Genomic DNA, 24,796 nt, shown 5'->3' on the forward strand with positions numbered 1-24,796 from the left:
TGGCTCGAAAGCATGCAAGTTGTCAGAGTGAGCGACGGCGGGACAGTGACGGTGGCCGAGGTACTGGCCCTTCCCGTGCTGGTCCGCGGGCTGCCGAAGGTCCTCGCGGGGCACGACCGACTGGACCGGCAGGTGCGCTGGGTGCATGTCACCGAGTGGGAGCACCCGGCCTCGGCTCTGCGGGGCGGCGAGCTGGTGCTGACCACCGGGTTCGGCTTTCCCAACCGGCTGGAGGAGTGGGCCGCCGAATTCGCGGACATCGGTGCCGCCGCCCTGGTGCTGGAACTCGGCCGCCGCTTCCAGGAAGCGCCTTATGAGCTGGTCGCCGCGTGCCGCGCGCGGGGCGTGCCGCTGATCGTGCTGCAGCGGGGGATCAAGTTCGTCGACGTGACCCAGGAGGTGCACGCGATGATCCTGACCGGCCAGGTCCGTACGCTCCGGGCCGCGCAGCACGTCCACGACACCTTCACCGCGCTCTCCCTGCGCGGAGCCGGGGCCGACGAGGTCGTCCGGGCCGCCGCGACGATGACCGGCCGTGCCGTCGTACTGGAGAACCTGGCCCACCAGGCCCTGATCTGCGCCCCCGGCGAAGCCATGGTGGAGGACGCGCTCAACCGGTGGGAGGAGCGGTCCCGGGTCACTCCCTCGCCCACCGAACGCACCGAGGTGTGCGGACAGGAGGGCTGGCTGGTCACCTCGGTGGAGTTCCGCGGGCAGCGGTGGGGACGGCTGGCCATGCTGCCGGGCAGCACCGCCGAGCAGCGGTTCCACACCGACCATGTGATGGTCCTGGAGCGGGCGGCCATCGCACTCACCCTGTCCCGGCTCACCCATGAGACGCGCTGGGAGGAACAGGCCCAACGGGACGCGCTGCTCGACGTCCTGGAGCAGCGGCACCTGTCCTGGCGCGACACCCGGACGAAGATCACCGCGCTCGGGGTACCGACCCACGGGCGCAGACTCGCCGTCGTCCTGGTCTGCGCCGCCGACCGCGACGCGCTGCTCGACAAGCTGCGCGCACGGTTGGAGGGCAGCGCCCTCGTGGGAGACCTGGGCGAGCGCGGAATCGGTGTGCTCCTGGCCTACCGGGAGCCGGGTGGCTGGCGACCGCTGGCCACCGACATCAGCGAACTGGCCGGTGCACCCGTCTATGTCGGCGCCGAGGTGGGCGAACTGTCCGAGGTGGCCCGCTCCGCCGCCGAGGCGGAACAGGTCGCCGACGCCGTTCCGCCCGTCGGGCCTGCGGCCGTCCACACCATCGCCGACATCGGCCTGCCCCAGCTGTTCTACTCGCTGCGCGACGACCCCCGGGTCCAGGCCTACGCCGAGCGTCAGCTGGCGGCACTGCTCGCCCATGACCAGGACCACGGCACGGACCTGCTGACCACCCTGCGCCACTACCTCGCGTCCGCGGGCAACAAGTCGATCGCGGCCCGGCGGAGCCACCTGTCACGGCAGGCGCTCTACCAACGCCTGCACCTCATCGAGGACATCCTGCGCGCGGACCTCGAGTCCGGCGACTGCCGGGCACAGCTGCATGTCGCCATCGCGGCCCTGGACGCACAACGGGCACGACACCGCCCGGGCCGGGCGTGACCCCACCGGTCGGGTCCTGGACCACCAGCCCGAGTCGGCCGGCGACTGTCCCGGACCTTTGGTACCTGGCGGTGTCAGGACGTGCTGTGCGGTGTGCGGGCCAGTGCCAGGACACGCCGGGCGCGTTCCAGGACCGGTGTGTCGACCATCTGGCCGTCGATCGTGGTGACGGAGTCGCCCGCGCCGAGGACGGTCCGGGCCCAGCGCAGCTCCCGCTCCGAGGGTGTGAATCCGTCGGCCGCGCCCGCCAGTTGGGACGGATGGACGCAGAGCTTGCCGGTGAATCCCAGCCGTCGGGCGTGGGCGATGTCGGCGGTAAGCGTGTCCGAGTCGCGTACGGCGGTGGTGACGCCGTCGATCGGCGGGCCGATGCCGACGGCGGCCGAGGCGAGGACCAGACGGGAGCGGGCGTGGGCGAGTGCCGTGTGGTCGTCGTGGGCGACGCCGAGCCGGGCGGCGAGGTCGACGTTGCCGAAGGCGGCGCGGGTGACACCGGGTGTGGCGCACACGGCGAGGGCGTGCTCCACGCCGAGGGCGGTCTCGATGAGCGCGATGACAGGGCACCGCCCTGCCGTGCGGGCGGCGATATCGGCGAGGGCGTCCGGGTCCTCTGCCTTGGGCACCATCACCGGACAGCCGTGCTCGGCCGCCGTCCGCAGGTCGTCCTCGGCCCAGGGAGTCCCGGAGGCGTTGATCCGTACGACGGCCCGGTTGCCGAGCGAGAGCCAGGCCGCGGCGTCGGACCGGGCCCGCGCCTTGTCCGGGGCGGCGACCGCGTCCTCCAGGTCGACGATGACCAGGTCCGCGCCGGAGGAGGCGGCCTTGTCGAAGCGGTCGGGCCGGTCCCCGGGGACGAAGAGCAGGCTCCGAGCGGTGGCGACGCGGTCGTGGAGAGAGCTGATGCCGTCATGGAAGGGGCTCATGCGAAGGTCACCTCCGCCGTGGCGTGCCGTTCCTCCCGGTGGGTCGCGACCCGCAGCTCGGCATGGTCGCCGGCGGGAGTGCCGCACGCTGCCAGGGCCTCACCGGCGAACGCCGGGTGCCGGAGCCGGTACGACAGGGAGCGCACCTGCCGTGCCGGGGCGCGGCGGCGCGGCAGTTCGAGCATGAGCAGGGCCAGCAGGGGACCGTGCACGACGAGACCGGGGTAGCCCTCCTCGTCCCGGCAGTACGGGGCGTCGTAGTGGATGCGGTGCGCGTTCGCGGTCAGGGCGCTGAACCGGAAGAGCAGCGGCGGGTCCGGGCGCAGCGGCAGCTGCCACGGGTCGTCCGGCCGGGGGAGGGCGGACTCGTCGACGGCGGACGGGTGCTGCCCGGTACTGCGCCCCGACCGGTAGACGATGTCCTGCTCCTCGACGAGGCAGGTCCGGCCGCCCTGCCGGAACTCCCGGCGCTCGGTGACGAACAGCAGCTCCCCGGTGCGGCCCCGCTTCGCGGTGACGGAGGCGAGGCTGCTGACCCGTACGGCGGGTGTACCGAGGCGCAGCGGCTCGGTGATCTCGCAGCGGCCGCCGGCCCACATGCGCTGCCGGTCGGGCAGGGGCGGCAGGAAGTGCCCGTCCAGCGGGTGGCCGTCGGCGCCCAGGTCACGCTGGGCCGGCCAGGTGAGGAAGTGCAGCCAGTGCCACAGCGGAGGCAGTGGGTCCCCGGCCTCCGCGACGGTGCCGGGCAGGTCCAGGGCCGCCGACAGGGCCGCCACCGGCCCCGTGGCCAGGGGGTCTTCGTCCGTGAGCGGCCCGGGAGTCCACGACTCCACGTATGAGCCGAGGGGCGCTGGTGAGGTGGGCTGCATGGGCCTTCCGTTCTGGGGGATGTGCGTGCGGTCAGGTGAGCCGGGCCGCCTCGGAGCGACGGCTGGGTGCGGCCTCGGTGGCCTCCAGGAGGGAGGTGCGGGACGGCTCGGGTATGAGCAGGGTGGCCAGGAAGGTCAGGGCGACGCATCCCGTGACATACCAGAAGAAGACCGTCTCGTGGCCGCTGTTCTTCAGGCCCAGCGCGATCGGCTCGGTCAGTCCGCCGAAGGTGGCGGTGACCAGCGCGTGCGGCAGACCCACGCCCAGCGCCCGGACCTTGGTCGGGAACATCTCGGCCTTGATGATCGCCGCCAGGGCCGAGTATCCGGTCAGGAAGGTCAGCGCGGTGGTCATCAGCAGGAAGGCGAGCCACGGATTGCCGGTGCGACCGAGGACGGTCATGATCGGGACCGTGAGGAGCATGCCGCCGGCCGAGAAGACGAACATGACCGGGCGGCGGCCGAAGCGGTCGGACAGATGGCCCGCGACCGGTTGCAGCAGCATGTAGACGAACAGGGCGGCGAAGCCGATGACGGAGACGGTCGACTTCTCGATGCCCGCGGTGTTCACCAGGTATTTCTGCAGGTACGTCGTGTAGGTGTAGAAGGCGACGGTGCCGCCGATGGCCAGCCCGAACACGGCGATCAGCTGGCGCGGGTACTCGCCGAACAGGGCGCGCAACCCCTTGCGTTCCCCCGCGGTGCTCTCGGCCTTCGCCCGCTCCTGCCGGAAGTGCTGCGACTCCTCCATGGTGCGCCGCAGGTACATCACGACGAGACCGGCCGCGGCGCCGACCACGAAGGGGACGCGCCAGCCCCACGTCTGCAACTGGTCCTCGGTGAGGAGCCGTTGCAGCAGGATCATCACGAGCAGGGCGGCGAGCTGGCCGAGCACGATGGACACGTACTGGAAGCTGGAGTAGAAGCCCCGCCGGCCCGGGGGTGCGACCTCGGCGAGATACGAGGCGCTGGAGCCGAACTCGCCGCCGACGGACAGCCCTTGAGCCAGACGGGCCAGCACCAGCAGGACCGGTGCCCAGATGCCGATGGTGTCGTGGGAGGGAGTGGCGGCGATGGTCAGCGAGCCGATGCTCATGAGCGTGACCGACAGGGTCAGCCACGGCGGCGGCCGAAGCGGTCGGCGTACGCGCCGAGCAGCCAGCCGCCGAGGGGCCGCATCAGGAAGCCGACGGCGAAGACCACGGCGGTGGACAGCAGTTGGGCCGTCTGGTCGCCCGCGGGGAAGAACACGGCCGCGAAGTAGACGCTGAACGTGGCGTAGACGAACCAGTCGTACCACTCGACGAGGTTGCCCAGACAGCCGCGTACGACATTGGCGGTGACCCGGGAGCGGTCGGGAGCGGGGGAGGGGGCGGGTGGCTGCGACATGGGAAGCTCCGTTGCTCTTGTCGCCTGGGGTGACTGCGGGTCGGGGGCTTTCAGCGCAGGACGAAGGGGTTTCCGGTGGGGGCGCCGATGTTGATCCACACGCTCTTGTCCTCCAGGTAGGAGGCGATCGCGCCGATGCCGTTCTCGCGGCCGACGCCGGAGTCCTTGAAGCCGCCGAAGGGGGTCAGATAGCTGACCGCGCGGTAGGTGTTGACCCAGACGGTGCCGGAGCGGATGCGGTCCGCCATGCGGAAGGCGCGGCCCATGTCACGGGTCCAGACACCGGCGCCGAGGCCGTAGCGGCTGTCGTTGGCGATCTCGACCGCCTCCTCCTCGTCCTTGAAGGGGATGACGGCCAGCACGGGCCCGAAGACCTCCTCCTGCGCGATACGCATGCTGTTGCGCACACCGGTGAAGACGGTCGGCTCGACGAACCATCCGCCCCGTTCCGCGGCTCCGCCGCCGAGGGCGGTCCGGGCGCCCTCCCGCTGCGCGCTGCCGATGTGGTCGAGGACCTTGTCGTACTGGGCGCGCGTGGTGACGGGCCCGACCTGAGTGCTGTCGTCCATCGGGTCACCCATGCGGGCGGTCCGGGCCAACTCGACCACTCCGCCTACGACTTCGTCGTGCACGCTCTCCTGCACCAGCAGCCTGGAGCCTGCGATACAGGTCTGCCCCGTGGCGGCGAAGATGCCGGAGACCGCGCCGTTGACGGCGGCGTCGAGGTCGGCGTCGGCGAAGACGATGTTGGGTGACTTGCCGCCGAGTTCGAGGCTGACGTGCTTGAAGTCGCGGGCGGCGGCCTCGTTGATACGGCGGCCGGTGGCGTCCGAGCCGGTGAAGGTGACCTTGCGGACCAGGGGGTGTTCGACGAGGGCGGCGCCGACGTCCTGCCCGAAGCCGGTGACCACGTTGACCACACCCGGAGGCAGCCCCGCCTCGTGGCAGAGCCGGGCCAGCTCCAGCGTGGAGGCGGAGGTGAACTCGGACGGTTTGACGACGACGGTGCAGCCGGCCGCGAGCGCGGGGGCGATCTTCCACGCCAGCAGCAACAGCGGGGAGTTCCAGGGCGTGATGACGGCGACGACCCCGACGGGTTCCTTCTTCGTGTAGGCGAAGTAGCCCTGCTTGTCCATCGGCGGGACGGTGCCCTCGATCTTGTCGGCCAGCCCGCCGTAGTAGTGGAACCACTGCGGCACGTAGGAGAGCTGTCCGTGCATCTCGGTGAACAGCTTGCCGTTGTCGCGGACCTCGATCTCGGCGAGGCGGCGGGCGTTCGCGGCGATGATGTCGCCGAGCCGCCGCAGCAGGGCACCGCGCGCACTGGCGGTGAGCTCGGCCCAGGGGCCGGTGCGCAGAGCACGGTCGGCGGCCCGTACGGCGTCGTCGACGTCCTGCGCGGTGCCCTGGGCGACCTCGGCCCACGGGGTGCCGAGGTAGGGGTTGTCGGTGGGGAACCAGTCACCGCCGGAGGCCTTGCGGCTCTCGCCGTCGATGAACATCTCGTAGCGCTGCATGGGGAGCTCCGGCCGAGTCAGAAGGTGTTCAGGCCCAGGGAGGCACGAAAGGCGTTCTTGTTGGCGACACCGTCGCGGGGCGGCAGGGCACGGGGTGGTTCGGTGGTGTCGATCAGCACCTGCGCGTACGTCGTCGCCGCGCGCGCCTTGACGCGCTGAGCCAGGTCCTCGGTCTGGGCGAGGTCGGTGATCCGTACGGCGTCGGGGATGCCGAAGCCCCGGGCGACGGCGACGAGGTCGGTGCCCAGGCCGGTGTGGCTGGGCTGCATGCCGGTCTCGCCGAAGTGGGCGTTGTCCAGCACGACGACCGTGAGGTTGGGCGGAAGCCGCACGCCGATCGTGGCCAACGTGCCGATGCCCATGAGGTGTTCGCCGTCGCCGGTGACCGCGACGACCGGGCGGTCCGGCCGGGCGAGGGCGAGACCGAGGGCCAGGGGTACGGCGGCGCCCATCGCGCCCCACAGGTAGTAGGTGCCGGGGCGGTCGCCGGCGGCGAAGACGTCGTAGCTGGGGGAGCCGAGGCCGGTCACCAGCAGGGTGTCCTCGGGGAGCAGGCCGACCAGGTCGGCGACGAAACGGCGGCGGTCCAGCCGGACGGAGGTCATCAGTCGCGCTCCCACTTCTTGCGGCCGATCAGCCTCTGCCCGAGGAGCACGGCGACACGCTCGCCCGCCTCGAACACCGAGTCCAGGGCCGCCTCGACGGTCTCCCCGACATCCTCGGGGCGGTCGGCCCGCAGGACGGTGATGCCCATGAGTTCCAGGGCCTGCTGGGTGGTGCGGCCCATGGGGCCCTGCCAGGGGTTGAACTCGGCGTACTCGCCGCGCATGGTCACCAGCGTCAGAAAGGGGAACCGGCCCATCTGGAGCAGGGAGAACATGTTGACGCAGTTGCCGACGCCGCTGCTCTGCATCAGCAGCACCGCGCGCTGCCCGCCCAGCCAGGCCCCGCTGACGACGGCGACGCCCTCCTCTTCGGTGGTCAGCACCACGTCGCGGATGTCGGGGTCTCGCTGGGCCTCACGGATGGTGTGGGAGTGGCCGGAGTCCGGGACGTAGGCGATCTGCCGGACATCGCGCTTCTTCAAGGCGGCGAAGACGTCCTCCTGCCAGGAGGGTGCCGGGGCATGTGTCTGACTCATTCGTAGCGACTCCGCTGATCGGTCGGCTCGAGGTGCCACACATCATGGGTGCTGATGAATGAGAATAGACAATAGAAAATCGTGATGCCCGCATGCCCCGCTCGCATGCCAGGCGCCGACGGCTGGTCGGCCCCTTCGGCGCTGTTCGTCAGGGGCCTTCGGTCGCAGGGGAGTTGTCGCCGCCCTGTATCCGGGCGGACGGCCATCTGCCCTGTTCCACCGCCGTGTTGATCTGGAGGACCAGCTCGCGCGCCACGATCTCCACCGCGGGCGGGACGCGGGTGAACCGCGGGGTGCCGAGGACGATCGAGCGCCGCACATCGGGTTCGCTCAGGGGTGCGGCGCTCAGCGTGCCCCGCGCGACGTCCTCGGCGATCCCCACTCCGGGCAGGACGGTCCAGCCGTGCCCGGCGCCAACGAGCTGCTTCTGCACCCGCATGGAGTTGGTCTGCATGACGATGTCCATGGCGGCCCCGGAGCGAGCCGCCGCCGCGTCGATCAGCCGCCGCAGGGCGTGCCCCGAGGCGGGCATGACCAGTGGGTGCGCGGCCGCTTCCGCGAACGGAACGGGACGGTCGGCGCGCAGACCGGCGGACGCGGGCGCCACCGCCCACAGCTGCTCCCGCACCAGCGGGCGGGCGTTGAGCGAGGGCGTGCTGTCGAGGTTGTAGAGCAGGGTCAGGTCCAGGTCCCCGTCGTCGAGCCACTGCTGGAGATGCCCGGAGTAGGCGGTCATCAGACGCAGCTCGACACCGGGGTGGGCGCGGGCGACAGCTGTCACCAGGGGCTCGGCGAGCAGGTCGCTGGTGCTCTCCAGCAGTCCGACGGTGACGATGCCGGTCACGACCCCGGGGGCCGGCTGCACCTCGGCACGGGCCCGCTCCAGTTCGCCCAGGGCACGCCGGGCTCGGTCCACCATGATCGCTCCGGCCTCGGTGGGGCGCATGCCCTGCCCGGTCCGCTCGAAGAGGTCGATGCCGAGTTCCTGCTCCAGTGTACGGATCTGCCGGGTCACCGCGGGCTGCACCAGATGCAGCAGCTCCGCGGCGCGCGTGACGCTGCCCACCTCGGCGACCGTGACGATCGCCCTGAGCTGCTTGATGTCCACGAAGGGCCCTTCCTCTCCGCCGGCCGCCGACGCGCGCGGCGGCCATCCGCGGCACGCATGGGGGTATGACGGATTGCTATTTCAATTACGACGTCATGAGTGTTCATGATGGTACGTCCCGAGAGGGGACCCTGACCCACGTGGAGGTCACCACATGAGCGAACGCCCGGAAGCCATGCCGCTCTCCGGCATCACCGTCGTCAGCATCGAGCAGGCGGTCGCCGCTCCCTTCGCCACCCGCCAGCTGGCCGATCTCGGCGCGAGGGTGATCAAGGTGGAGCGCCCGGGAGGAGGTGACTTCGCGCGCCGGTACGACACGACGGTGCACGGCGAGTCCAGCTACTTCGTGTGGCTCAACCGGTCCAAGGAGTCCGTGACGCTCGATTTGAAGGCGGACGCGGGACGGACCGTCCTGGACCAACTGCTCGGCGGAGCCGACGTGTTCGTGCAGAACCTGGCTCCGGGCGCGGCCGCCCGGCTGGGCCTGGGCGCCGAGGCGCTCGCCGAGCGCTTCCCCGCCCTCATCCCGTGCACCGTCTCCGGCTACGGAACCAGCGGCCCGTGGGCCGACCGCAAGGCGTACGACCTGCTGGTGCAGTGCCAGACCGGGCTCGTGTCGCTGACGGGCGACGAGCACGCGTCCGCCCGCGTCGGGGTGTCGGTCGCCGACATCGCCGCCGGGATGTACGCCTACTCGGGCATCCTCACCGCCCTGTTCACCCGGGCGACCACGGGCGTCGCTCGGGCCGTGGAGGTGTCGCTGTTCGAGGCCCTGGCCGAGTGGATGAGTCAGCCCGCCTACTACACCCGTTTCGGCGGCACCCAGCCCCCGCGCCTCGGCACCCAGCACGCCACCATCGCCCCCTACGGCGCCTACACCTGCGCCGACGGCAAGGACGTCCTCCTCTCCATCCAGAACGAGCGCGAATGGGCGGCCCTGTGCGACCGGTTCCTCGGCCTGCCCGGGCTCGCCGCGGATCCCCGGTTCGCCACCGGCGCCGCCCGGGTGGGCCATCGCGCGGAGCTGAACGCGATCGTCGCCGAGCGGTTCGGGGAACTGGGCAGCGACGAGGTGGTGAAGCTGCTCGGGGAGGCGGGCATCGCTCACGCGGATGTGAACGACGTCGGGGAGTTCCTGGCCCACCCGGTGCTCAGCGAACGGGGCCGCTGGCGGGACGTACGGATCCCCGGGGGCGTCGAGGTGCCGGCACTGCTGCCGCCGGTCGACCTGGCGGGCACCGCCCCACGCATGGACCCGGTCCCGGCGGCCGGAGAGCACACCGAGACCCTCCTGGCCGAACTGGGATACGCCCGCGCCGACATCGACCGCCTCAGGGCCGACAGCGTCATCTGAACCACAAGGAGTTCCCTCATGAGCACCCTCGACATCCTGTCCGAGGACGAGCGGTTCGTCGTCCGCACCGTGCGTGACTTCGTGGACAAGGAGGTCAAGCCCGTCGTCCGGGAACTGGAGCACAGCGACACCTATCCCGAGGCCCTGATCGAGCAGATGAAGAGCCTCGGCATCTTCGGCCTGGCCGTCCCCGAGGAGTACGGCGGCACACCCGTCTCCACCTCCTGCTACGTCCTGATCACCGAGGAACTGGCGCGCGGCTGGATGAGCCTGGCCGGAGCGATGGGCGGGCACACCGTCGTCGCCAAGCTGCTGCTGCACCACGGCACGGAGGAGCAGAAGCGCCGGTATCTGCCGAGGATGGCCACCGGCGAGGTCCGCGCCACCATGGCCCTGACGGAACCGGGCGGCGGCTCCGACCTCCAGGCCCTGCGCACGGTCGCCCGCAAGGACGATGGGGGCACCTCCCGCTCGAGCGAAGCCGAGAGTGGGGGAGGCTACCTGGTCAACGGCTCGAAGACCTGGATCACCAACTCCCGGCGCTCCGGCCTGATCGCCCTGCTGTGCAAGACCGACCCCGAGGCCACGCCCGCCCACCAGGGCATCTCGATCCTCCTCGTCGAGCACGGCCCCGGCCTGACGGTCTCCCGCGATCTGCCCAAGCTCGGCTACAAGGGCGTCGAGAGCTGCGAGCTGTCCTTCGACGACTACCGCGCACCGGCCGACGCCGTCCTCGGAGGGACGGAGGGCAAGGGTTTCGCGCAGATGATGAAGGGCCTGGAGACGGGACGCCTCCAGGTCGCCGCCCGCGCGCTCGGAGTCGGCCGGGCGGCCTTCGAGGACGCGCTGGCCTACGCGCAGGAGAGGGAGTCGTTCGGCAAGCCGATCTGGAAGCACCAGTCGATCGGCAACTATCTGGCGGACATGGCGACATCGCTCACCGCGGCCCGGCAGCTCACGCTGTACGCGGCCCGCGAGGCGGACGCGGGCCGACGCGTGGACATGGAGGCCGGGATGGCGAAGCTCTTCGCCTCCGAGGCGGCCATGCGCATCGCCCTCGACGCCGTCCGCATCCACGGCGGTTACGGCTACTCCACCGAGTTCGACGTCGAACGCTACTTCCGCGACGCCCCGTTGATGATCGTCGGCGAGGGCACCAACGAGATCCAGCGCAATGTCATCGCGGGGCAGCTCGTCAAGCGCGGCGGTCTGGAGGCGTGAGGATCCCGCTCACCGCGGTGCCGCCTCCGTCGGGGACGGCACCGCCGGGCTGCCCGGCAGCGGCGTCCGGGCGGGGCGTTCGGCCAGGACGTCCAGGATGTTGTCGACCGCCAGGTCGACCATGGCGGCCCGGGTGGCCTCGGTGGCCGAGCCGATGTGGGGCAGTGTGACCACGTTCGGCTCGGCGACCAGCGGTGACAACTCCGTTCCCATCGGCTCACGTTCGAAGACGTCGAGCCCGGCGGAGTGCAGCCGCCCCTCCCGGACGGCGTGCAGCAGGGCCTCCTCGTCGACGACACCGCCGCGGGAGGTGCTGACCAGGGTGGCCGTGGGTTTCATCGCGGCCAGTTCGCGGGCGGAGATGAGGTGCCGCGTCTCCTCGGTGAGTGGCACGTGCAGCGACACGACGTCGGACTCGGCCAGCAGTGTGGACAGCTCGACCGAGGCGGAGAGGTCGTCGTCGGGCGCGTAGGGGTCGTGGTGGAGCACGCGCATGCCGAACCCGTGGGCCCGGCGGGCCACCGCGCGGCCGATCTGGCCGTAGCCGACCAGGCCGAGGGTGGCTCCGTGGATGTCCAGACCGAGGTAGTCGTGCATCCGGAACAGACCCCAGGAACCCGACGCCAGGCTCGCTGCGGCGGTGCCGACCCGCCGGCGGGCGGCGAGGATCAGGGCGAAGGTGAGGTCGGCGGTGGTCTCCGCGAGCACGCGCGGGGTGTGGGTGACGACGATGCCGCGCTCGGCGGCGGCGGCCCGGTCGACGTTGTCGAAGCCCATGCTCGCCAGCGCGATCACCCGTAGAGTCGGGCCGGCGGCGTCCATCAGCGCGCCGTCCACCGGGTCGTTGCCCAAGGCGAGGATTCCGCTGACTCCGGGTGCGAGCGCGGCGAGGTCCGAGGGTCCGGGCTTGCCGTCGCCGGGCCAGGCCACCCTTTCCGCCGCATCGGACAAGCGGTCCAGGCCGTTGCCGGGCAGGTTTTCACGGGTGGTGAGCACACGCTTTTTCATCTGTGTCTCCGGTTTCGGGCTTCGCATGTCGACCGTGCGGCGTTGTGAAAACGTAGCCGCGGCACTCACCGGGGACAAATAGATGTTTCGTGTGACGCTATTGCGGCTCCTTATTCTTCGTGAGGGGAGTCGTCGTGCAGAGAACCGTCGAAATCCGTGATGAGTTCCAGGAACAGGTCGTGCACCGCCAGGGCGGGTTCCGAGAGGGGCTGGTTGTCCGAGGTGACCAGGGACAGCTTCACCTGGATCACGGGATGCACGATGCGGCGCACCGACAGGGAGCGGACGTCGAGGATGGCGCGCGCGGCCGACCAGGGCAGGACGGTGGCGCCGAGGCCCGCGTCGACGGCGTTGACGAGCGTCAGCGCGGACTCGACCTCACCCGCCACGTTCGGCAGGAGCGAGGCCTGCTGGAAGGCGGCGTCCACCACCTGCCGGATCGTGTGGATGCGGCTGGGCAGCAGCAGCGGCACGTCCTTGAGCTCGTCCAGATCCACCTCGCCCGCTCCGTGCGGGGCCGTACCGCCGGGGGCGCCGATCAGGAACAGGTCCTCCGTGCGCAACGGCTCGAACTGCACGCCCCGCAGCGGACCGGCCCCGTAGATGAACGCCATGTCCATCCGGCCGGTCATGATGGCCTCGCTGATCACACCGCCGAAGTTCTCGTTGATGTGCAGCAGGATGTCCGGGTAGCGCTCGCGCACGCTCTTCAGCAGCGGCAGCGCGAGCGCCGCGCCCAGGCTGTACGGCGCGAGCCCCACGGACACGCTGCCGGCGGGAGCCCGGCCGGAGACCTCCACGGCGGCGTGCGCGAGGTCCACCTGCCTCAGGATGAGCTGGGCGTGCCGGTACAGCGCCCGGCCCGCCTCGGTCGGGGCGACCCCGCGTTTGCTGCGGATCAGCAGCTGCTGCCCGAACTGCGCCTCCAGCGCGGACAGCTGCTGGCTGAGCGCGGGCTGGGCGATGTGCAGGATGTCGGCCGCGCGCGTGATGCTCCCCGCGTCAATGATCTTGATGAACGAGTACAGACGCCTGGTGTCCATGCGGGGCCTTCCACGGGGAGCGGAGCCTCATCGTAGGGAGGGGCCACCCCGAAGCACACCCCCGAGAGGGGTCAGGGGTGTGAGGCAGGTCATAACCGTTCGCGATAACGCCAGATCGAACGCATATTGGCGGTCAAGCGAGCATGGGATTAAGTTGAGCGGAACATCCAGCCCGGATGATTCTCGGGAAATCACCAAGACGTGATGGCATTCCCTTTCCTCGCATTGTCCTTCCCCATATTCTCCCGGAGGACGTCATGACCCCCATGGTTGATCTCGTCGCCGATCTCGGCGAGGGATTCGGCGCCTACACGATGGGCGACGACGAAGCCCTTCTGGAAATGCTGACGTCCGCCAATGTCGCCTGCGGATTCCACGCCGGTGATCCGCGCATCATGGACGCCACCGTCCGGACCTGCGTGCAGAACCGGGTGGCCGTGGGCGCCCACCCGAGCTTTCCCGACCTGGTCGGCTTCGGCCGCCGCGCCATGGACCTCACGCCCGAGGAGGTCCGCACCGACATGCTCTACCAGATCGGCGCCCTCCAGGCGTTCGCCGTCGCGCACGGCACCCGGGTGCAGCACGTCGCCCCGCACGGACGCCTGGGCAACCTGGTCGCCGTACGCGCCGACTACGCCCGTGCCGTCGTGGACGCCGTCGCCTCCCTCGACGAGTCGCTGATCGTCCTCGCCCAGGACGGTGAGCTCGCCGACGCCGCCCGGGCCCGCGGACTGCGCGTGGGCATCGTCGGCATCGCCGACCGCGCCTACCGCGACGACGGGACCCTCGTCCCCCGCTCAGAGCCCGGAGCGGTCATCCACGACCCGGACGAGGTGGCCCGGCGGACCCTGCGCATGGTCACCGAGGGAGTCATCCGCAGCGCCGACGGCAAGGACATCCCGGTCGCGTGCGACACCGTCCTGCTGCACGGCGACAGCCCCGGAGCGATCGCGCTGGCCCGCCGCATCCGCGAGGAACTCCTCGCCGCCGGTGTCGAGATCACCTCGCTCGACAAGGTGCTGAGCGGGACGGGCGCCTGACATGAACGGCAACATCACGATCACGGACTGCGGTGACTCCGCCCTGACCGCCAGGGCCGTGGGCCTGGACGCCGAAGACGCCTGGCGGCTCGTCCACGCCCTGGCCGACGCCCTGGACACGGTCCGGCTCCCCGGAGTCCACGACGTGGTGCCCACCTACGACGCCCTGCTCGTGGAGTTCGACTGCACCGGCACCGACCACGACACCGTCCGGCGGATCGTGGCGCACGAGGCCGCCCGCCTCGGACCGGACCCCGCGCCGGCAGTACCGCCCCGACGCTTCGTCGTGCCGGTCGTCTACGGCGGCGACCACGGGCCCGACCTGCCCGAGGTCGCCCGCCAACTCGACCTGACCGAGAGCGAGGTCGTCGCCCTCCACTCGGGGAGCGACCTCACCGTGCGCTGCCTCGGCGCGCCCGCCGGGGCGCCGATGACGGACGGGCCGCTCTTCCCGAAACCGGTGCCGCGGCTGGCGTCGCCCCGCACCCACGTCGACCCCGGCACGGTCGCCGTCGCCGGCCGGCAGGCGGTCATCTGCCCGATGCCCTCGCCCGGCGGCTGGCCGCTCCTCGGACGCACCCCGGTGCGCGTCCTCGACCTGCACAGCGACCCGATCACCGCCTACCGGCCCGGGGACACCTTCCGCTTCGTCCCCATCACACCCGACGAGTGGGACGACCACGCCGGCACCTCCCTGGCGGCCTGCCATGGCTGACACCCTCACGATCCGCACCCCGGGCATCGCCACCGTGCAGGACCTCGGCCGGGTCGGCCGCTCCCGCTACGGTCTGCCCGCCGGCGGAGCCGCCGACCAGCACTCGGCGCGCGTCGCCAACGTCCTGTGCGGCAACGACGACCGCGCCCCGCTGCTGGAGATCACGGCGTTCGACTTCGCGTGCGTGCCCTCCGCCGACATCCTCGTCGCCGTGACCGGCGCCCCCGCCGACGTGACCGTCGAGGGCGGCGTCCGCCCCCAGTGGGAACCGGTCTCCGTGTGCGCGGGCGAGACCCTTCGCGTCACCGGCATCCGCCGGGGACTGCGCGTCTACCTGGCCGTGCTCGGCTCGTTCGAAGCCGACTACCTTCAGGGCAGCTGCGCCCCCGACACCATCCTGGGATTCGGCCCCGCCCTGAGCAGCGGCGACGAACTCGTGCTGCGCGCGGCCTGTCCGCCCCTCGACCACCCCTTCTCACGGATCCCGCTGTTCCGTCTGAACGCCCCCGTCCCCCCGTTCCCCGCCACCTGGACGATCGACGTCACCGACGGCCCCGACCGGGCCGATTTCGGAGACACCGGAAGCCGGCTGTTCGAGGCTCCCTTCACCGTCAGCCCGCGCAGCAACCACATCGGCCTGCGACTGCAGGGCGACGTGCCCCGCCGCGTCACCCAGGGCGAGATCCTCTCCCGCGGCGTCCCCATCGGCGCCGTCGAAGTGCCGGCGGGGGACGAACTCCTCGTGCTGCACCGCGGCCGCGGCGTCACGGCCGGCTACCCCGTCCTCGCCGTCGTCACCGCCACCGGCCTGTCCGCCCTCGGGCAGGTGCGCCCCGGGCAGAGCATCCGCTTCCGCCACCGCACCCTCGACCAGGCGGTCACCGCCCACCGCGCCCAGCGGGGCGCCGTCGACGCCCTGCGCACCCGCGTCCGCACCGCCTTCGACGCCCTGCGCATCCGCGCTCCCGACCCGGCCTGACGCCCGGCCGCCTCCCCGCCCGTCCCCCTCGCCCGCCCGCACGGAGCCCCTCACCTCGTCCCCAGCCCGCCGCAAGACAGGAGACGCCATGACCACCATGGCCGCTCAGCCAGTCCCCAACACCGTCGACCCCAGAACAGCCCGGAAGGTCACCCTCGCGGGATGCGTCGGCATCTTCGCCGAGCTCTACGACAACGGCATCTTCGGCTTCATGGCCGGAACGCTCGCCGCCGTCTTCTTCCCCGGCTCCGACGACGCCATCATGCTCGTCTTCCTCGGGTACGCCGTCTCCTTCTTCTTCCGCCCCCTCGGCGGCATCATCTGCGGCCACCTCGGCGACCGCATGGGGCGCCAGCGGATGCTGGTGTTCGTCATCATGCTCATCAGCGTCGCCACCGCGGCCATCGGCATCCTGCCCACCTACGCGAGCATCGGCATCGCGGCACCGGTCCTGCTGATCCTGCTGCGCGTCGCCCAGGGCTTCTCCGTCGGCGGCGAGGCGTCGGGTGCGATGAGCTTCCTCGCCGAGCACGCCCCGGAGGGCAAGCGCGGCCTCTACACCAGCTACGCGCAGATCGCCTCCTTCCTCTCCCTGCTCACCGGCACACTGGTCGCCGCCGCCATGACCAGCGGACTCGGCGACGAGCGCATGGAGTCCTGGGGCTGGCGCATACCGTTCCTGCTCGCCGTCCCGCTCGGCATCACCGGCATCTACATCCGCAAGCGCATCAGCGACACCCCCAACTTCAACCGCCTGAAGGAACAGGGCGGCCTGTCCAAGAACCCCCTGAAGGAAGCGTTCACCTCCGCCGAGCACCGCCGCGCCATGCTGCTGGCCCTGTTCATCCCCCTGATGAACGGCTCCGGGTACTACGTCCTGTTCAGCTACATGCCCACCTTCATGAGCAGCGAGCTCGACTTCGGCAAGGTCCAGGGGCTGCTCGTCACCGCCTCCAGCCTGGTCGCGATCTGTATCGCCATCCCCTACATGGGCCGTCTCTCCGACCGGATCGGACGCAAGAAGGTCATCGCCGGCTCGGCGATCGCCATGGCCGTCGTCGGTATCCCCTGTTACCTCCTGATCGGCACCGGCAACCTCGCCCTCGCCGTCGTCGGCGCCTGTGTCATGGCCGTCGTGTTCGCCGGGCACACCGGCGTCATCCACATCCTGCTCGTCGAACTGTTCCCCACCCGCGTGCGCTACTCCGCCTACGGCCTGGGCTACAACGTCTCCTCCGCGCTGTTCGGCGGCACGGCCCCGCTGCTGATGACCTACCTCATCGCCCGGACGGGCAACGTCAACATGCCGGCCTTCTACGCCGTCGTCACCGCCCTCGGCACCCTCATCGCCGTGTCCCGGGTGAAGGACCGCGCCCACCTGCCCCTGCGCGACGCCTGACCGACCCACGCACCCGCACGCCCCCCACCCCAAGGAGCACAGCAGCATGCCCATCTCCGACTACAGGACGGCCCTCGTCACCGGAGCGTCGACCGGCATCGGAGCCGTGGTCGTCGAGCGACTCGCCAAGCACGGCCTCGAGGTCCACGCCGTGGCGCGCAACGCCGAACGGCTCGACGCGCTCGCCCGCGACACCGGTTGCATCCCGCACGCCGTCGACATCACCGACACCGAGGCGCTCACCGCCGCACTGGACGGCCTGGAGATCGACGTCCTCGTCAACAACGCGGGTGTCTCGCGCACCGGCAACATCCTGACCGCCGACGAGTTCGCCGTGGACGAGCAGGTCGCCGTCAACATCCAGGCCGTTCTGCACCTGGTGCGCCTGCTCATGCCCGGCATGGTCGAGCGCGACCTCGGCCACATCGTCAACATCAGCTCCATCGCCGGCGTCTACAACTTCGGCGGCAACACGATCTACCACGCCACCAAGGCCGCCGTGCACACCCTCTCCCGCCAGCTGCGGGTCGACGGCTACGGCCGCCGGGTCCGGGTCACCGAGATCTGCCCGGGGCGCGTGGAGACGGAGATCTTCGGCCGTCTGCTCGGCGACATGGAGGAGGCCCAGCGGCGGTTCTACGACGGCTACGAGTCCCTCAAGCCCGAGGACATCGCCGACTCCATCGAGTTCGCCGTCGACTCACCCCGGCACGTCAACATCGGCCACATCGAGATCCTGCCCACCTTCCAGGTCCCCGGCGGCCTCAACTTCGAGCGCAGGGAGGGCTGATCGCATGAACACGGCAGAGCGGGTACGCCGTATCAAGCCCTCGCCCAGCACGGCGGCAGCCCAGCGCGTGCGCGAGCTGAAGAGCCAGGGCCACACCATCCTCGACCTGACCGTGGGCGAGCCCGACTTCGACACCCCCGATCACGTCAAGACCGCCGCGATCGAGGCCATCGAGGCGGGCGAGACCAAGTACACCCCCGTCAACGGCACCCCGCGGCTGCGCTCGGCCATCGCCGGGAAACTCCGCGAGCGCCACGGGCTGGAGTGCACCGACGCGCGGATCGCGGTCGGCGGCGGAGCCAAGCAAGTCATCTTCCTCGCCCTGATGGCCACCCTGGACGAAGGGGACGAGGTCATCGTCCCCGCCCCGTACTGGGTGTCCTATCCGGACATGGTCCGCGCCAACGACGGCACCCCGGTCGTCGTCGACTGCCCCGAGGCGGACGGCTTCAAGCTCACTCCGGAGCGGCTCGGGGCGGCGATCACCGCGCGCACCCGCTGGGTCGTCCTCAACACCCCCGGCAACCCGACCGGCTCCGCGTACACCACCGCCGAACTGCGGGCGCTCGCCCAGGTGTTGCTGGACCATCCGCAGGTGCGCGTCCTCACCGACGAGATCTACGACGAGATCTGGTACCGCGAGGAGGACGCCCCGTCCCTGGCCGCCGTCGAACCCCTCCTGGCCGAGCGGGTGTTCCTCACCAACGGCGTCTCCAAGACGTACGCGATGACCGGCTGGCGCATCGGCTACGGCGTGGGCCCGGCGGACCTGGTGACCGCGATCAACACGCTGCAGTCCCAGACCTCCTCCTGCCCCTCCTCCGTGAGCCAGGCCGCCGCCGCTGCCGCGCTCACCGGACCGCAGGACTTCGTCCGGGAGACCGTGCGCGTCTACCGCGCACGCCGCGACGCCACCGTGAAGCTCGTCAACGACATTCCCGGTCTCCGCTGCACCGTCCCCGACGGCGGCTTCTACCTCCTGGTCAACTGCCAAGGCACGATCGGGAAGTTCACCCCGTCGGGAAGCCGGATCGAGAGCGACGAGGACTTCGCCCGCCACCTCCTCGACAGCGGGCAGGTGGCGGTCATCCACGGAGCCGCGTACGGCGCGCCCGGCTACTTCCGCATCTCCTTCGCCACGTCGACGGACGTGCTCACCGAGGCCTGCGCGCGCATCGCGACGGCGTGCGCCGACCTGTCCGCCGCCCCCTCCGCCGTTCCCTCCGTCTGAAAGGTCGTCATGATCCGCGTCAGCACGAAGTTCGAGCGGCCGGACGCCGCACTGGTCGAGCGGCTGCGGGCCTTCTCCTCGGCCACCATCCACGAGGCGCAGGGCCGGCTCGGGGCGCTGGACTCGGTCATCAAGCCGGTCGACCACCGCATGTCCCTGTGCGGCCCCGCCTTCACGGTCCAGTGCGCACCCCGCGACAACCTGATGCTTCAGACCGCCATCGCCTACGCCCGCCCGGGGGACGTCATCGTCGTCTCCGCCGGCGCCTACGAGGAGGCGGGCTCCTTCGGGGACGTCCTCGCCAACGCCTGCCGGTCCAAGGGGCTCGGCGGCCTGATCACCGACACCGGCGTGAGGGACACCGAGGACCTGCGCGCCCTGGGATTCCCCGTCTTCTCCCGCAGCATCTCCATCAAGGGCACGGTCAAGGAGACCGTCGGGCCGATGTGCGAGCCCGTCACCGTCGGCGGCGTGCTCGTCCGACCCGGTGATGTGATGCGGGCCGACGCCGACGGCGTGGTCCTCGTCCGCCGCGAGGACGCGGCCGAGGTGGCCGCCGCCTCACAGGAGCGGGTCGACACCGAGGCGGACTACATCGCCGCGTACCGCGCGGGCCGGACCGTCATCGACATCTGCAATCTCGAGCCGCTGCTCGCGGCGAAGGGACTGGTGATCGAGGAGTAGCGGGCGAAGGGTGTGCCGGTCAGGGCCTCGTGTCGGTCAGGGAGATGCGGGCGGTGATGCGCTTGCCGACCGGCTGCCGCTCGATGTCGAGGTCCTGGGCGACGGCCTTGACGATCTCCAGGCCGTGCTGGCCGACGCGGTCCGGGTCGGCGGCCCGGGCCGCGGGCACGGCGGGGTCGCTGTCCCACACGACGACCTCCACCGCGGCGCCCGCGACGCGCAGTTCCATGAGGACGGGACCGGGGGCGTACTTGCGGGAGTTGGTGACCAGCTCGCTGACGACCAGCTGGGTCAGGTCCATGGCACGCGGGGAGACGTCCACGTCGTGCTCCTCCCGGAGCCGGGTGAGGAAGTCGGCCGCGTGGTGCCGGGCCTGGGCGATGCAGCCGTCGTCCCCGCCCAAGGCGTAGCCGACCTGCGTCGGTCGGGCGCCGGGCTCATTGCGGTCCCCGTCGGGTTGCGGCTCCAACAGCATCGTCCTTCAACTCCCCGTTCACGCGCGTGCGTGTACCCCTCACTTTGTCATGCATGCCACGGGCGTGTTGTTCGGCACAGTCGATCGGATGCGTCCGGCCGGGCGAGTGCGGCACAATCGTCGGCACAGACGTTGCACGGGGCAGCCCAGGCGCAGTTGAGGAGACGGTGACCGACAACCAGGGGACGAGCCGGCCGGACCGGCTGTCCATCGAACACTCCACCGTCGACGGCATCCGCGTCGTGACCCTGCGCGGCGAGATCGACCACGGAGTCAAGGACGCACTGCAGCAAGCCCTGTCGCCCCGGGACGGCGATGGCGGGGCGCCCCGGATCGTGGCGGATCTCAGCGGCGTGACCTTCATCGACTCCAGCGGCATCAACGTCTTCATCCACACCCATCAGCGTGCCGACGCCGCCCAGGGATGGCTGCGCCTGGCCGGGGTCCGGGGATCGGTGATGAGGGTGGTCCAGCTCGTCGGCCTGGACTCCGTCGTCGCCTGCCACTCCACGGTCGAGGAGGCCCTGACGTGAGCGGACAGCGGCAGCCGACGTTCGTGCTGGTGCACGGAGCCTTCGCGAACTCCTTCTCCTTCGCACCGCTCCAGGCCGAACTCGGCCTCCTCGGACACCGTTCGGTCGCCGTCGACCTGCCCGGCCACGGATTCGGGGCGACCTACACCCGCGCGTATCAGGCGCCGCAGGATCTCGAAGGGCTCGCCGGAGCGCCCGGCTCGATCAAGGGTGTGACGCTCGCCGACAACGCCGCGCACCTCATCGGGGTCCTGGAACGGGCCAAGCGCCACGGCCCCGTGATCCTCGTCGCCCACAGCCGGGGCGGCGTCACGGCCACGGCCGCGGCCAACGCGCGGCCGGACCTGATCGACCGCATCGTCTACGTCGCGGCCTGGTGCCCGGTCGATCTCGACGTCGGCGCCTACTACGCCGAGCCGGAGATGGCCACGGTCGACGTCGCCGCGCTGGGTGCGGCGATGGCCGGTGACCCCGCCGAACTCGGCCTGCTCCGCGTCAACTTCCGCACCGCCGACCCGGATGCGCTCGCGGCGTTCAAGGCGGCCTTCCTCGCCGACGGCACCGACGAGGAGTTCCTGACCTTCCTGAACACCTTCCAGCCCGACGAGAACCTGGACGCCGGCGCCTCGACCGACCGGGCACAGGCCGCTACCTGGGGCCGTGTCCCGAAGACCTTCGTCCGCCTGGCCGACGACGCGAGCATGCCCCTCGCCCTGCAGGACCGGCTGATCCGTGAGGGCGACCGGCTGACGCCGGACAACCCGTACGACGTCCGCACCCTCCAGGGCAGCCACCTGAAGTGGCTGGTCGACCCGGCGCCGGCGGCCCGGGTCCTGGGGGAACTCGCCATGCCTCCAGACGTCCCGCCGTCATGAGTACGCGTACTCAGTGAGGCCCGCGAAACCACCGATCCGGTCGGCCGGTCGCGATGAGAGGGTCGCTGCATGTCCGCCTCAACCTCCGCCCGCCGGGCCCCTGCTGCCGCCGTGGGGCTCGTCCTCGTCGCGATCCTGACCCTCACCGCCTGCGGTGATCTGCACGCCTCCGGCGCGACGGCCGGGGCCGCTCCCAGCAGGTCCGCCGGGCCCTCGCCCAGTGCTGCCGGGCCCTCGCCCAGTGCTGCCGGAGCCTCGCCCAGTGCTGCCGGAGCGTCGCCGTACGTGGAGCCCGGGGCCGGTGACGGGGCCCCGCACTACAACGAGAACAACGGCCACCGCCGTCCCGGAGAGATGTCCCCGGCCCACGCGAAGGATGCCGAGCGGGAGGCCGATCGCATCAGGCCGGTGCTCGAACGGCTGTGGAAGCGGCGGACGTGGGACCCCGCGACGGTGCGCGAGGCCCTGCTGCGGCTCGGCTACGAGGAGGAGCGCGTCACGCGGGACGGCAAGCGGCTCGGCGGGACGCTCACGGTCACCGAGATGTCCTCACGCTGGAAGGACGACGGTTACGTGACGCCCGAGGGGGCGCAAGTCGCCCTGCGCGTTCACGACGACGCCTGCGTCATGGCGTTCGTCCAGAAGACGAACTTCTCGGCGGTGGCCAACGGCCCGTACCCGGAGAGCGGCTGCTTCGCGCCGCCCTTCGCCCACTGAACGCGCGACTCACCCGTCCGCACGCGCTGGGCAAGGCGTGGCCGGGAGGCGGCCTTCAGGATGGAGGTGCCCGGGACAGCCGTGTGCGTGCGAGGGAGAGGTATGGCGGAGACCGACAGGGCCAGGATCCTCCCTGCCGAGGACGGAAGCCGGCCCTCGCCGCACCCCGGCCCCGGGACCGGCGCGACCGACCTCCGGCGCGTCGGCGCGCACCCCGATTTCTGGTACCCGGTCGCACTGTCCCGGAGCGTCCGGAACAAGCGGGTGGTCGCGACGGCGTTCGCGGGTGAGCGCATCGCGCTCTACCGCGGGGAGAGCGGCACCGTGCACGCGCTGGAGGACCGGTGCGCGCACCGGCAGGTGCCGCTGAGCATGGGCGTCGTGGAGGGCGACACCCTCCGCTGCTGCTATCACGCCTGGGCCTATCGCGGTGACGGCCGCATCTCGCAGATCCCGTATCTGTCCCGCGACGACGGCCGGCCGCCGCGCGGCGTGCGCGGCTACCCCGTCCGCGAGGCCTACGGCTTGGTGTTCGTCTTCCCGGGCGACCCGGACAAGGCGGCCGACACCGCCCTGCCCGAGCTTCCGGCCTTCGGCTCACCGCGGTACAGGACCATGACCTACTCCCGGACCGTGCGCTGCCACTACTCGTTCATGCACGAGAACCTGCTCGACATGAACCACCAGTTCCTGCACCGGGGCGTCGTCGGCAGGCTCCACCCCGAACTGCTGGAACACCGGACCGACGCGCGGTCGGTGGAGGCCCGCTATCTGTTCACCCACGCAGGGGGGAAGCGGAACCGCGGCGCCAGCCTGCTGGCCGCCGAGGGGATCAGGGGCAGCGACTCCAGCGACATCATGACCATCCGCACCGCGTACCCGTACCAGACACTCGACCTGGTCCCGGAGAACGCCGAGCGTCCGGCCTTCCGCCTCTGGGCCGCCTATGTGCCCGAGGACGCCGAGCAGCGCGTCTGCCACACCTACGGTCTGCTGATGATCGAGAAGCCCCGGGTTCCCGGCGCGCTCCAGCTGGCCTGGCCGTTCATCAGGCGTTTCACCGAACGCGTCTTCGCCGAGGACCGCATGGCCGTCGAAGCCGAGCAGCGGGCCTGGGACGAGCAGGGCGAGGACCGCAACCACGAGGTGTTCTCCCTGATCCTGGACGTCCGCGAGGTGCTGCGCTCCAACGGCGTCCCCATCCGGCCCCGAGCCGCCGCGTGCGGCACCGCCCAGGCGTGCGACGGCCTGGCATCGGCGTCCGGCGACACCCGGGCGCCGAGGTAGCCGTCGGGGCGGCCGGCTCGAGGGAACGGGCCGTCATGCGACGATCTCCGCGTGGACTACCCGAACGACCAGGCCCCCGGCGCCCCCGTCCGCTCCGGCATCCCGGAGCACGGCCGCATCCCGAAGTACTACGCGGTCAAGGCGCGGCTGGACCGGCTCGTCGAGGAACTGGGGGAGGGCGGACCGCTGCCCACCGAGCGTGAGCTCTCCGAGCGGTACGAGGTGGCCCGCGAGACCGTCCGGCAGGCGATCCGTGAGCTGGTGCTGGAGGGCAGGCTGCGGCGGCAGGGGCGGGGGACCGTAGTCGCGGGGCCCAAGCTGGAGCAGCCGCTGTCCCTCGCGAGCTACACGGAAGGCGTACGGCGGCAGGGGCGGACCCCGGGACGGAGTCTCGTCACCCTCGACCGCTTCCCCTGCCCGGACGCGCTCGCCGCCGAGACCGGGCTGCGGCGGGGAGAGCCCGTCTGGCACCTGGAGCGCGTGCTGCTCGCCGACGACGAGCGGGTGGGCCTGGAGAGCACGTACGTCGCGGTGGCCCGGGTGCCCCGGCTCGACAGCGACTTCGACCCCGACTCCTCGTTCTACGCCTGGCTCAAGAGCCAGGACATCGGATTCGGCGACGCCGACGAGCGCATCGAGACCGTACTGGCCACGCCGCGCGAGGCGTTGCTCATCGGGACGCCGCCCGCGCTGCCGATGCTGCTGATCCACCGCGTGTCCCGGGACACGGAGGGGCAGCCGCTGGAGCGGGTGCGGGCCCTCTACCGGGGCGACCGGTTTTCCTTCACGACCCGTCTGCACGGCTGAAGGCATCCAGATCTCACCCTCTCCGAGATCACGAAATGATAACGGGTCTAGCCCAAAAGTGGTGGCTGGTTCACGCTGTCGTAGGGAGCCGGACC

The 24,796-nt window shown here is 71.2% G+C and carries 26 protein-coding genes; 15 read left to right on the plus strand and 11 right to left on the minus strand.

Annotation, left to right across the window (positions count from 1 at the left end):
* Positions 1–12 precede the first annotated feature (12 nt).
* Positions 13–1,596 (plus strand): PucR family transcriptional regulator, encoded by a 1,584-nt coding sequence (locus OHU35_RS38125; protein ID WP_189722156.1) that lies wholly within the window; start codon positions 13–15, stop codon positions 1,594–1,596.
* Positions 1,597–1,670: 74 nt separating this feature from the next.
* On the opposite strand, the gene OHU35_RS38130 is transcribed toward OHU35_RS38125, so the two are convergent.
* The 8 genes from OHU35_RS38130 to OHU35_RS38165 form a co-directional block, all read right to left on the minus strand.
* Complete coding sequence (locus OHU35_RS38130) at positions 1,671–2,519, minus strand: HpcH/HpaI aldolase/citrate lyase family protein (protein WP_405508575.1); 849 nt, start codon at positions 2,517–2,519, stop codon at positions 1,671–1,673.
* Positions 2,516–3,388, minus strand: a complete 873-nt coding sequence (locus OHU35_RS38135) for a hypothetical protein (RefSeq protein ID WP_359890177.1) — start codon at positions 3,386–3,388, stop codon at positions 2,516–2,518. Before OHU35_RS38135 ends, OHU35_RS38130 begins: the two co-directional genes overlap by 4 nt.
* A 31-nt stretch (positions 3,389–3,419) precedes the next feature.
* Entirely contained in the window at positions 3,420–4,484 is a 1,065-nt protein-coding gene (locus tag OHU35_RS38140) for an MFS transporter (RefSeq protein ID WP_405508577.1), read from the minus strand.
* A gap of 17 nt (positions 4,485–4,501) precedes the next feature.
* The gene (locus OHU35_RS38145; RefSeq protein WP_405508579.1) at positions 4,502–4,777 is read right to left on the minus strand and encodes a hypothetical protein; all 276 of its coding nucleotides are present in this window, start codon (positions 4,775–4,777) and stop codon (positions 4,502–4,504) included.
* A gap of 50 nt (positions 4,778–4,827) precedes the next feature.
* On the minus strand, positions 4,828–6,294 hold the full coding sequence (locus OHU35_RS38150) for an aldehyde dehydrogenase (RefSeq protein WP_189722149.1): 1,467 nt from the start codon (positions 6,292–6,294) through the stop codon (positions 4,828–4,830).
* 17 nt (positions 6,295–6,311) lie between these two features.
* Positions 6,312–6,899 carry a thiamine pyrophosphate-dependent enzyme gene (locus OHU35_RS38155; protein WP_189722148.1) on the minus strand — a complete coding sequence of 196 codons (588 nt, stop codon included), beginning with the start codon at positions 6,897–6,899 and terminating at the stop codon, positions 6,312–6,314.
* Complete coding sequence (locus tag OHU35_RS38160; protein WP_189722146.1) at positions 6,899–7,435, minus strand: thiamine pyrophosphate-binding protein; 537 nt, start codon at positions 7,433–7,435, stop codon at positions 6,899–6,901. Before OHU35_RS38160 ends, OHU35_RS38155 begins: the two co-directional genes overlap by 1 nt.
* Before the next feature lie 148 nt (positions 7,436–7,583).
* Positions 7,584–8,543, minus strand: a complete 960-nt coding sequence (locus OHU35_RS38165) for a LysR family transcriptional regulator (protein ID WP_359890186.1) — start codon at positions 8,541–8,543, stop codon at positions 7,584–7,586.
* A gap of 154 nt (positions 8,544–8,697) precedes the next feature.
* Between OHU35_RS38165 and OHU35_RS38170 the strand changes: the two genes are divergently transcribed.
* A complete protein-coding gene (locus OHU35_RS38170; RefSeq protein WP_189722142.1) occupies positions 8,698–9,897 on the plus strand; it encodes a CaiB/BaiF CoA-transferase family protein in 1,200 nt (399 codons plus the stop codon).
* A gap of 18 nt (positions 9,898–9,915) precedes the next feature.
* A complete protein-coding gene (locus OHU35_RS38175; RefSeq protein WP_405508581.1) occupies positions 9,916–11,118 on the plus strand; it encodes an acyl-CoA dehydrogenase family protein in 1,203 nt (400 codons plus the stop codon).
* Positions 11,119–11,127: 9 nt separating this feature from the next.
* Here the strand turns inward: OHU35_RS38175 and OHU35_RS38180 are convergent, their stop codons facing one another.
* Positions 11,128–12,126 (minus strand): D-glycerate dehydrogenase, encoded by a 999-nt coding sequence (locus OHU35_RS38180; protein ID WP_359890191.1) that lies wholly within the window; start codon positions 12,124–12,126, stop codon positions 11,128–11,130.
* A 110-nt stretch (positions 12,127–12,236) separates the two neighbouring features.
* Positions 12,237–13,169, minus strand: coding sequence for a nitrogen assimilation transcriptional regulator NAC (gene nac / locus OHU35_RS38185; protein ID WP_184587346.1), 933 nt, complete (start codon positions 13,167–13,169; stop codon positions 12,237–12,239).
* A 257-nt stretch (positions 13,170–13,426) separates the two neighbouring features.
* On the opposite strand from nac, the gene OHU35_RS38190 reads away from it, so the two are divergent.
* From OHU35_RS38190 to OHU35_RS38220, 7 genes are all read left to right on the plus strand, one after another.
* Positions 13,427–14,209: a LamB/YcsF family protein gene (locus OHU35_RS38190; protein ID WP_405508583.1), complete on the plus strand. Its 783-nt coding sequence runs from the start codon at positions 13,427–13,429 to the stop codon at positions 14,207–14,209.
* Between the two features lies 1 nt (position 14,210).
* Positions 14,211–14,924: an allophanate hydrolase subunit 1 gene (locus OHU35_RS38195; protein ID WP_405508584.1), complete on the plus strand. Its 714-nt coding sequence runs from the start codon at positions 14,211–14,213 to the stop codon at positions 14,922–14,924.
* Entirely contained in the window at positions 14,917–15,903 is a 987-nt protein-coding gene (locus tag OHU35_RS38200) for a biotin-dependent carboxyltransferase family protein (protein WP_405508586.1), read from the plus strand. The genes OHU35_RS38195 and OHU35_RS38200 overlap by 8 nt, the downstream gene beginning before the upstream one ends.
* An 88-nt stretch (positions 15,904–15,991) precedes the next feature.
* Positions 15,992–17,302: an MFS transporter gene (locus OHU35_RS38205; RefSeq protein WP_189722136.1), complete on the plus strand. Its 1,311-nt coding sequence runs from the start codon at positions 15,992–15,994 to the stop codon at positions 17,300–17,302.
* A gap of 46 nt (positions 17,303–17,348) precedes the next feature.
* A complete protein-coding gene (locus OHU35_RS38210) occupies positions 17,349–18,092 on the plus strand; it encodes an SDR family oxidoreductase (protein ID WP_405508588.1) in 744 nt (247 codons plus the stop codon).
* Between the two features lie 4 nt (positions 18,093–18,096).
* Complete coding sequence (locus OHU35_RS38215) at positions 18,097–19,323, plus strand: aspartate transaminase (protein ID WP_405508589.1); 1,227 nt, start codon at positions 18,097–18,099, stop codon at positions 19,321–19,323.
* A 9-nt stretch (positions 19,324–19,332) separates the two neighbouring features.
* Positions 19,333–20,007, plus strand: coding sequence for a 4-carboxy-4-hydroxy-2-oxoadipate aldolase/oxaloacetate decarboxylase (locus OHU35_RS38220; protein ID WP_189722133.1), 675 nt, complete (start codon positions 19,333–19,335; stop codon positions 20,005–20,007).
* 19 nt (positions 20,008–20,026) lie between these two features.
* Here the strand turns inward: OHU35_RS38220 and OHU35_RS38225 are convergent, their stop codons facing one another.
* A complete protein-coding gene (locus tag OHU35_RS38225) occupies positions 20,027–20,482 on the minus strand; it encodes an ATP-binding protein (RefSeq protein ID WP_189722132.1) in 456 nt (151 codons plus the stop codon).
* A gap of 167 nt (positions 20,483–20,649) precedes the next feature.
* Between OHU35_RS38225 and OHU35_RS38230 the strand changes: the two genes are divergently transcribed.
* The 5 genes from OHU35_RS38230 to OHU35_RS38250 all read left to right on the plus strand — a co-directional run bounded on the left by OHU35_RS38230 (position 20,650) and on the right by OHU35_RS38250 (position 24,701).
* On the plus strand, positions 20,650–21,015 hold the full coding sequence (locus OHU35_RS38230) for an STAS domain-containing protein (protein WP_229872802.1): 366 nt from the start codon (positions 20,650–20,652) through the stop codon (positions 21,013–21,015).
* A complete protein-coding gene (locus OHU35_RS38235; protein ID WP_405508592.1) occupies positions 21,012–21,890 on the plus strand; it encodes an alpha/beta fold hydrolase in 879 nt (292 codons plus the stop codon). Before OHU35_RS38230 ends, OHU35_RS38235 begins: the two co-directional genes overlap by 4 nt.
* Before the next feature lie 69 nt (positions 21,891–21,959).
* Positions 21,960–22,607 (plus strand): hypothetical protein, encoded by a 648-nt coding sequence (locus OHU35_RS38240; protein WP_359890215.1) that lies wholly within the window; start codon positions 21,960–21,962, stop codon positions 22,605–22,607.
* Between the two features lie 102 nt (positions 22,608–22,709).
* Positions 22,710–23,894, plus strand: coding sequence for an aromatic ring-hydroxylating dioxygenase subunit alpha (locus OHU35_RS38245; protein ID WP_189722128.1), 1,185 nt, complete (start codon positions 22,710–22,712; stop codon positions 23,892–23,894).
* A gap of 51 nt (positions 23,895–23,945) precedes the next feature.
* Positions 23,946–24,701 carry a GntR family transcriptional regulator gene (locus OHU35_RS38250; RefSeq protein WP_405508594.1) on the plus strand — a complete coding sequence of 252 codons (756 nt, stop codon included), beginning with the start codon at positions 23,946–23,948 and terminating at the stop codon, positions 24,699–24,701.
* Positions 24,702–24,796 lie beyond the last annotated feature (95 nt).

The sequence above is a fragment of the Streptomyces purpurascens genome, assembly GCF_045040895.1.
GTDB classification, from domain to species: domain Bacteria; phylum Actinomycetota; class Actinomycetes; order Streptomycetales; family Streptomycetaceae; genus Streptomyces; species Streptomyces purpurascens.

Coding starts and splice junctions, on each gene's coding strand:
- OHU35_RS38240 (WP_359890215.1), top strand. CDS start 21,960: ATGTCCGCCTCAACCTCCGCCCGCCGGGCCCCTGCTGCCGCCGTGGGG.
- OHU35_RS38135 (WP_359890177.1), bottom strand. CDS start 3,388: ATGCAGCCCACCTCACCAGCGCCCCTCGGCTCATACGTGGAGTCGTGG.
- OHU35_RS38140 (WP_405508577.1), bottom strand. CDS start 4,484: ATGAGCATCGGCTCGCTGACCATCGCCGCCACTCCCTCCCACGACACC.
- OHU35_RS38160 (WP_189722146.1), bottom strand. CDS start 7,435: ATGAGTCAGACACATGCCCCGGCACCCTCCTGGCAGGAGGACGTCTTC.
- OHU35_RS38145 (WP_405508579.1), bottom strand. CDS start 4,777: ATGTCGCAGCCACCCGCCCCCTCCCCCGCTCCCGACCGCTCCCGGGTC.
- OHU35_RS38155 (WP_189722148.1), bottom strand. CDS start 6,899: ATGACCTCCGTCCGGCTGGACCGCCGCCGTTTCGTCGCCGACCTGGTC.
- OHU35_RS38175 (WP_405508581.1), top strand. CDS start 9,916: ATGAGCACCCTCGACATCCTGTCCGAGGACGAGCGGTTCGTCGTCCGC.
- OHU35_RS38180 (WP_359890191.1), bottom strand. CDS start 12,126: ATGAAAAAGCGTGTGCTCACCACCCGTGAAAACCTGCCCGGCAACGGC.
- OHU35_RS38170 (WP_189722142.1), top strand. CDS start 8,698: ATGAGCGAACGCCCGGAAGCCATGCCGCTCTCCGGCATCACCGTCGTC.
- OHU35_RS38125 (WP_189722156.1), top strand. CDS start 13: ATGCAAGTTGTCAGAGTGAGCGACGGCGGGACAGTGACGGTGGCCGAG.
- OHU35_RS38150 (WP_189722149.1), bottom strand. CDS start 6,294: ATGCAGCGCTACGAGATGTTCATCGACGGCGAGAGCCGCAAGGCCTCC.
- OHU35_RS38220 (WP_189722133.1), top strand. CDS start 19,333: ATGATCCGCGTCAGCACGAAGTTCGAGCGGCCGGACGCCGCACTGGTC.
- OHU35_RS38225 (WP_189722132.1), bottom strand. CDS start 20,482: ATGCTGTTGGAGCCGCAACCCGACGGGGACCGCAATGAGCCCGGCGCC.
- OHU35_RS38200 (WP_405508586.1), top strand. CDS start 14,917: ATGGCTGACACCCTCACGATCCGCACCCCGGGCATCGCCACCGTGCAG.
- nac (WP_184587346.1), bottom strand. CDS start 13,169: ATGGACACCAGGCGTCTGTACTCGTTCATCAAGATCATTGACGCGGGG.
- OHU35_RS38195 (WP_405508584.1), top strand. CDS start 14,211: ATGAACGGCAACATCACGATCACGGACTGCGGTGACTCCGCCCTGACC.
- OHU35_RS38245 (WP_189722128.1), top strand. CDS start 22,710: ATGGCGGAGACCGACAGGGCCAGGATCCTCCCTGCCGAGGACGGAAGC.
- OHU35_RS38190 (WP_405508583.1), top strand. CDS start 13,427: ATGACCCCCATGGTTGATCTCGTCGCCGATCTCGGCGAGGGATTCGGC.
- OHU35_RS38130 (WP_405508575.1), bottom strand. CDS start 2,519: ATGAGCCCCTTCCATGACGGCATCAGCTCTCTCCACGACCGCGTCGCC.
- OHU35_RS38215 (WP_405508589.1), top strand. CDS start 18,097: ATGAACACGGCAGAGCGGGTACGCCGTATCAAGCCCTCGCCCAGCACG.
- OHU35_RS38210 (WP_405508588.1), top strand. CDS start 17,349: ATGCCCATCTCCGACTACAGGACGGCCCTCGTCACCGGAGCGTCGACC.
- OHU35_RS38205 (WP_189722136.1), top strand. CDS start 15,992: ATGACCACCATGGCCGCTCAGCCAGTCCCCAACACCGTCGACCCCAGA.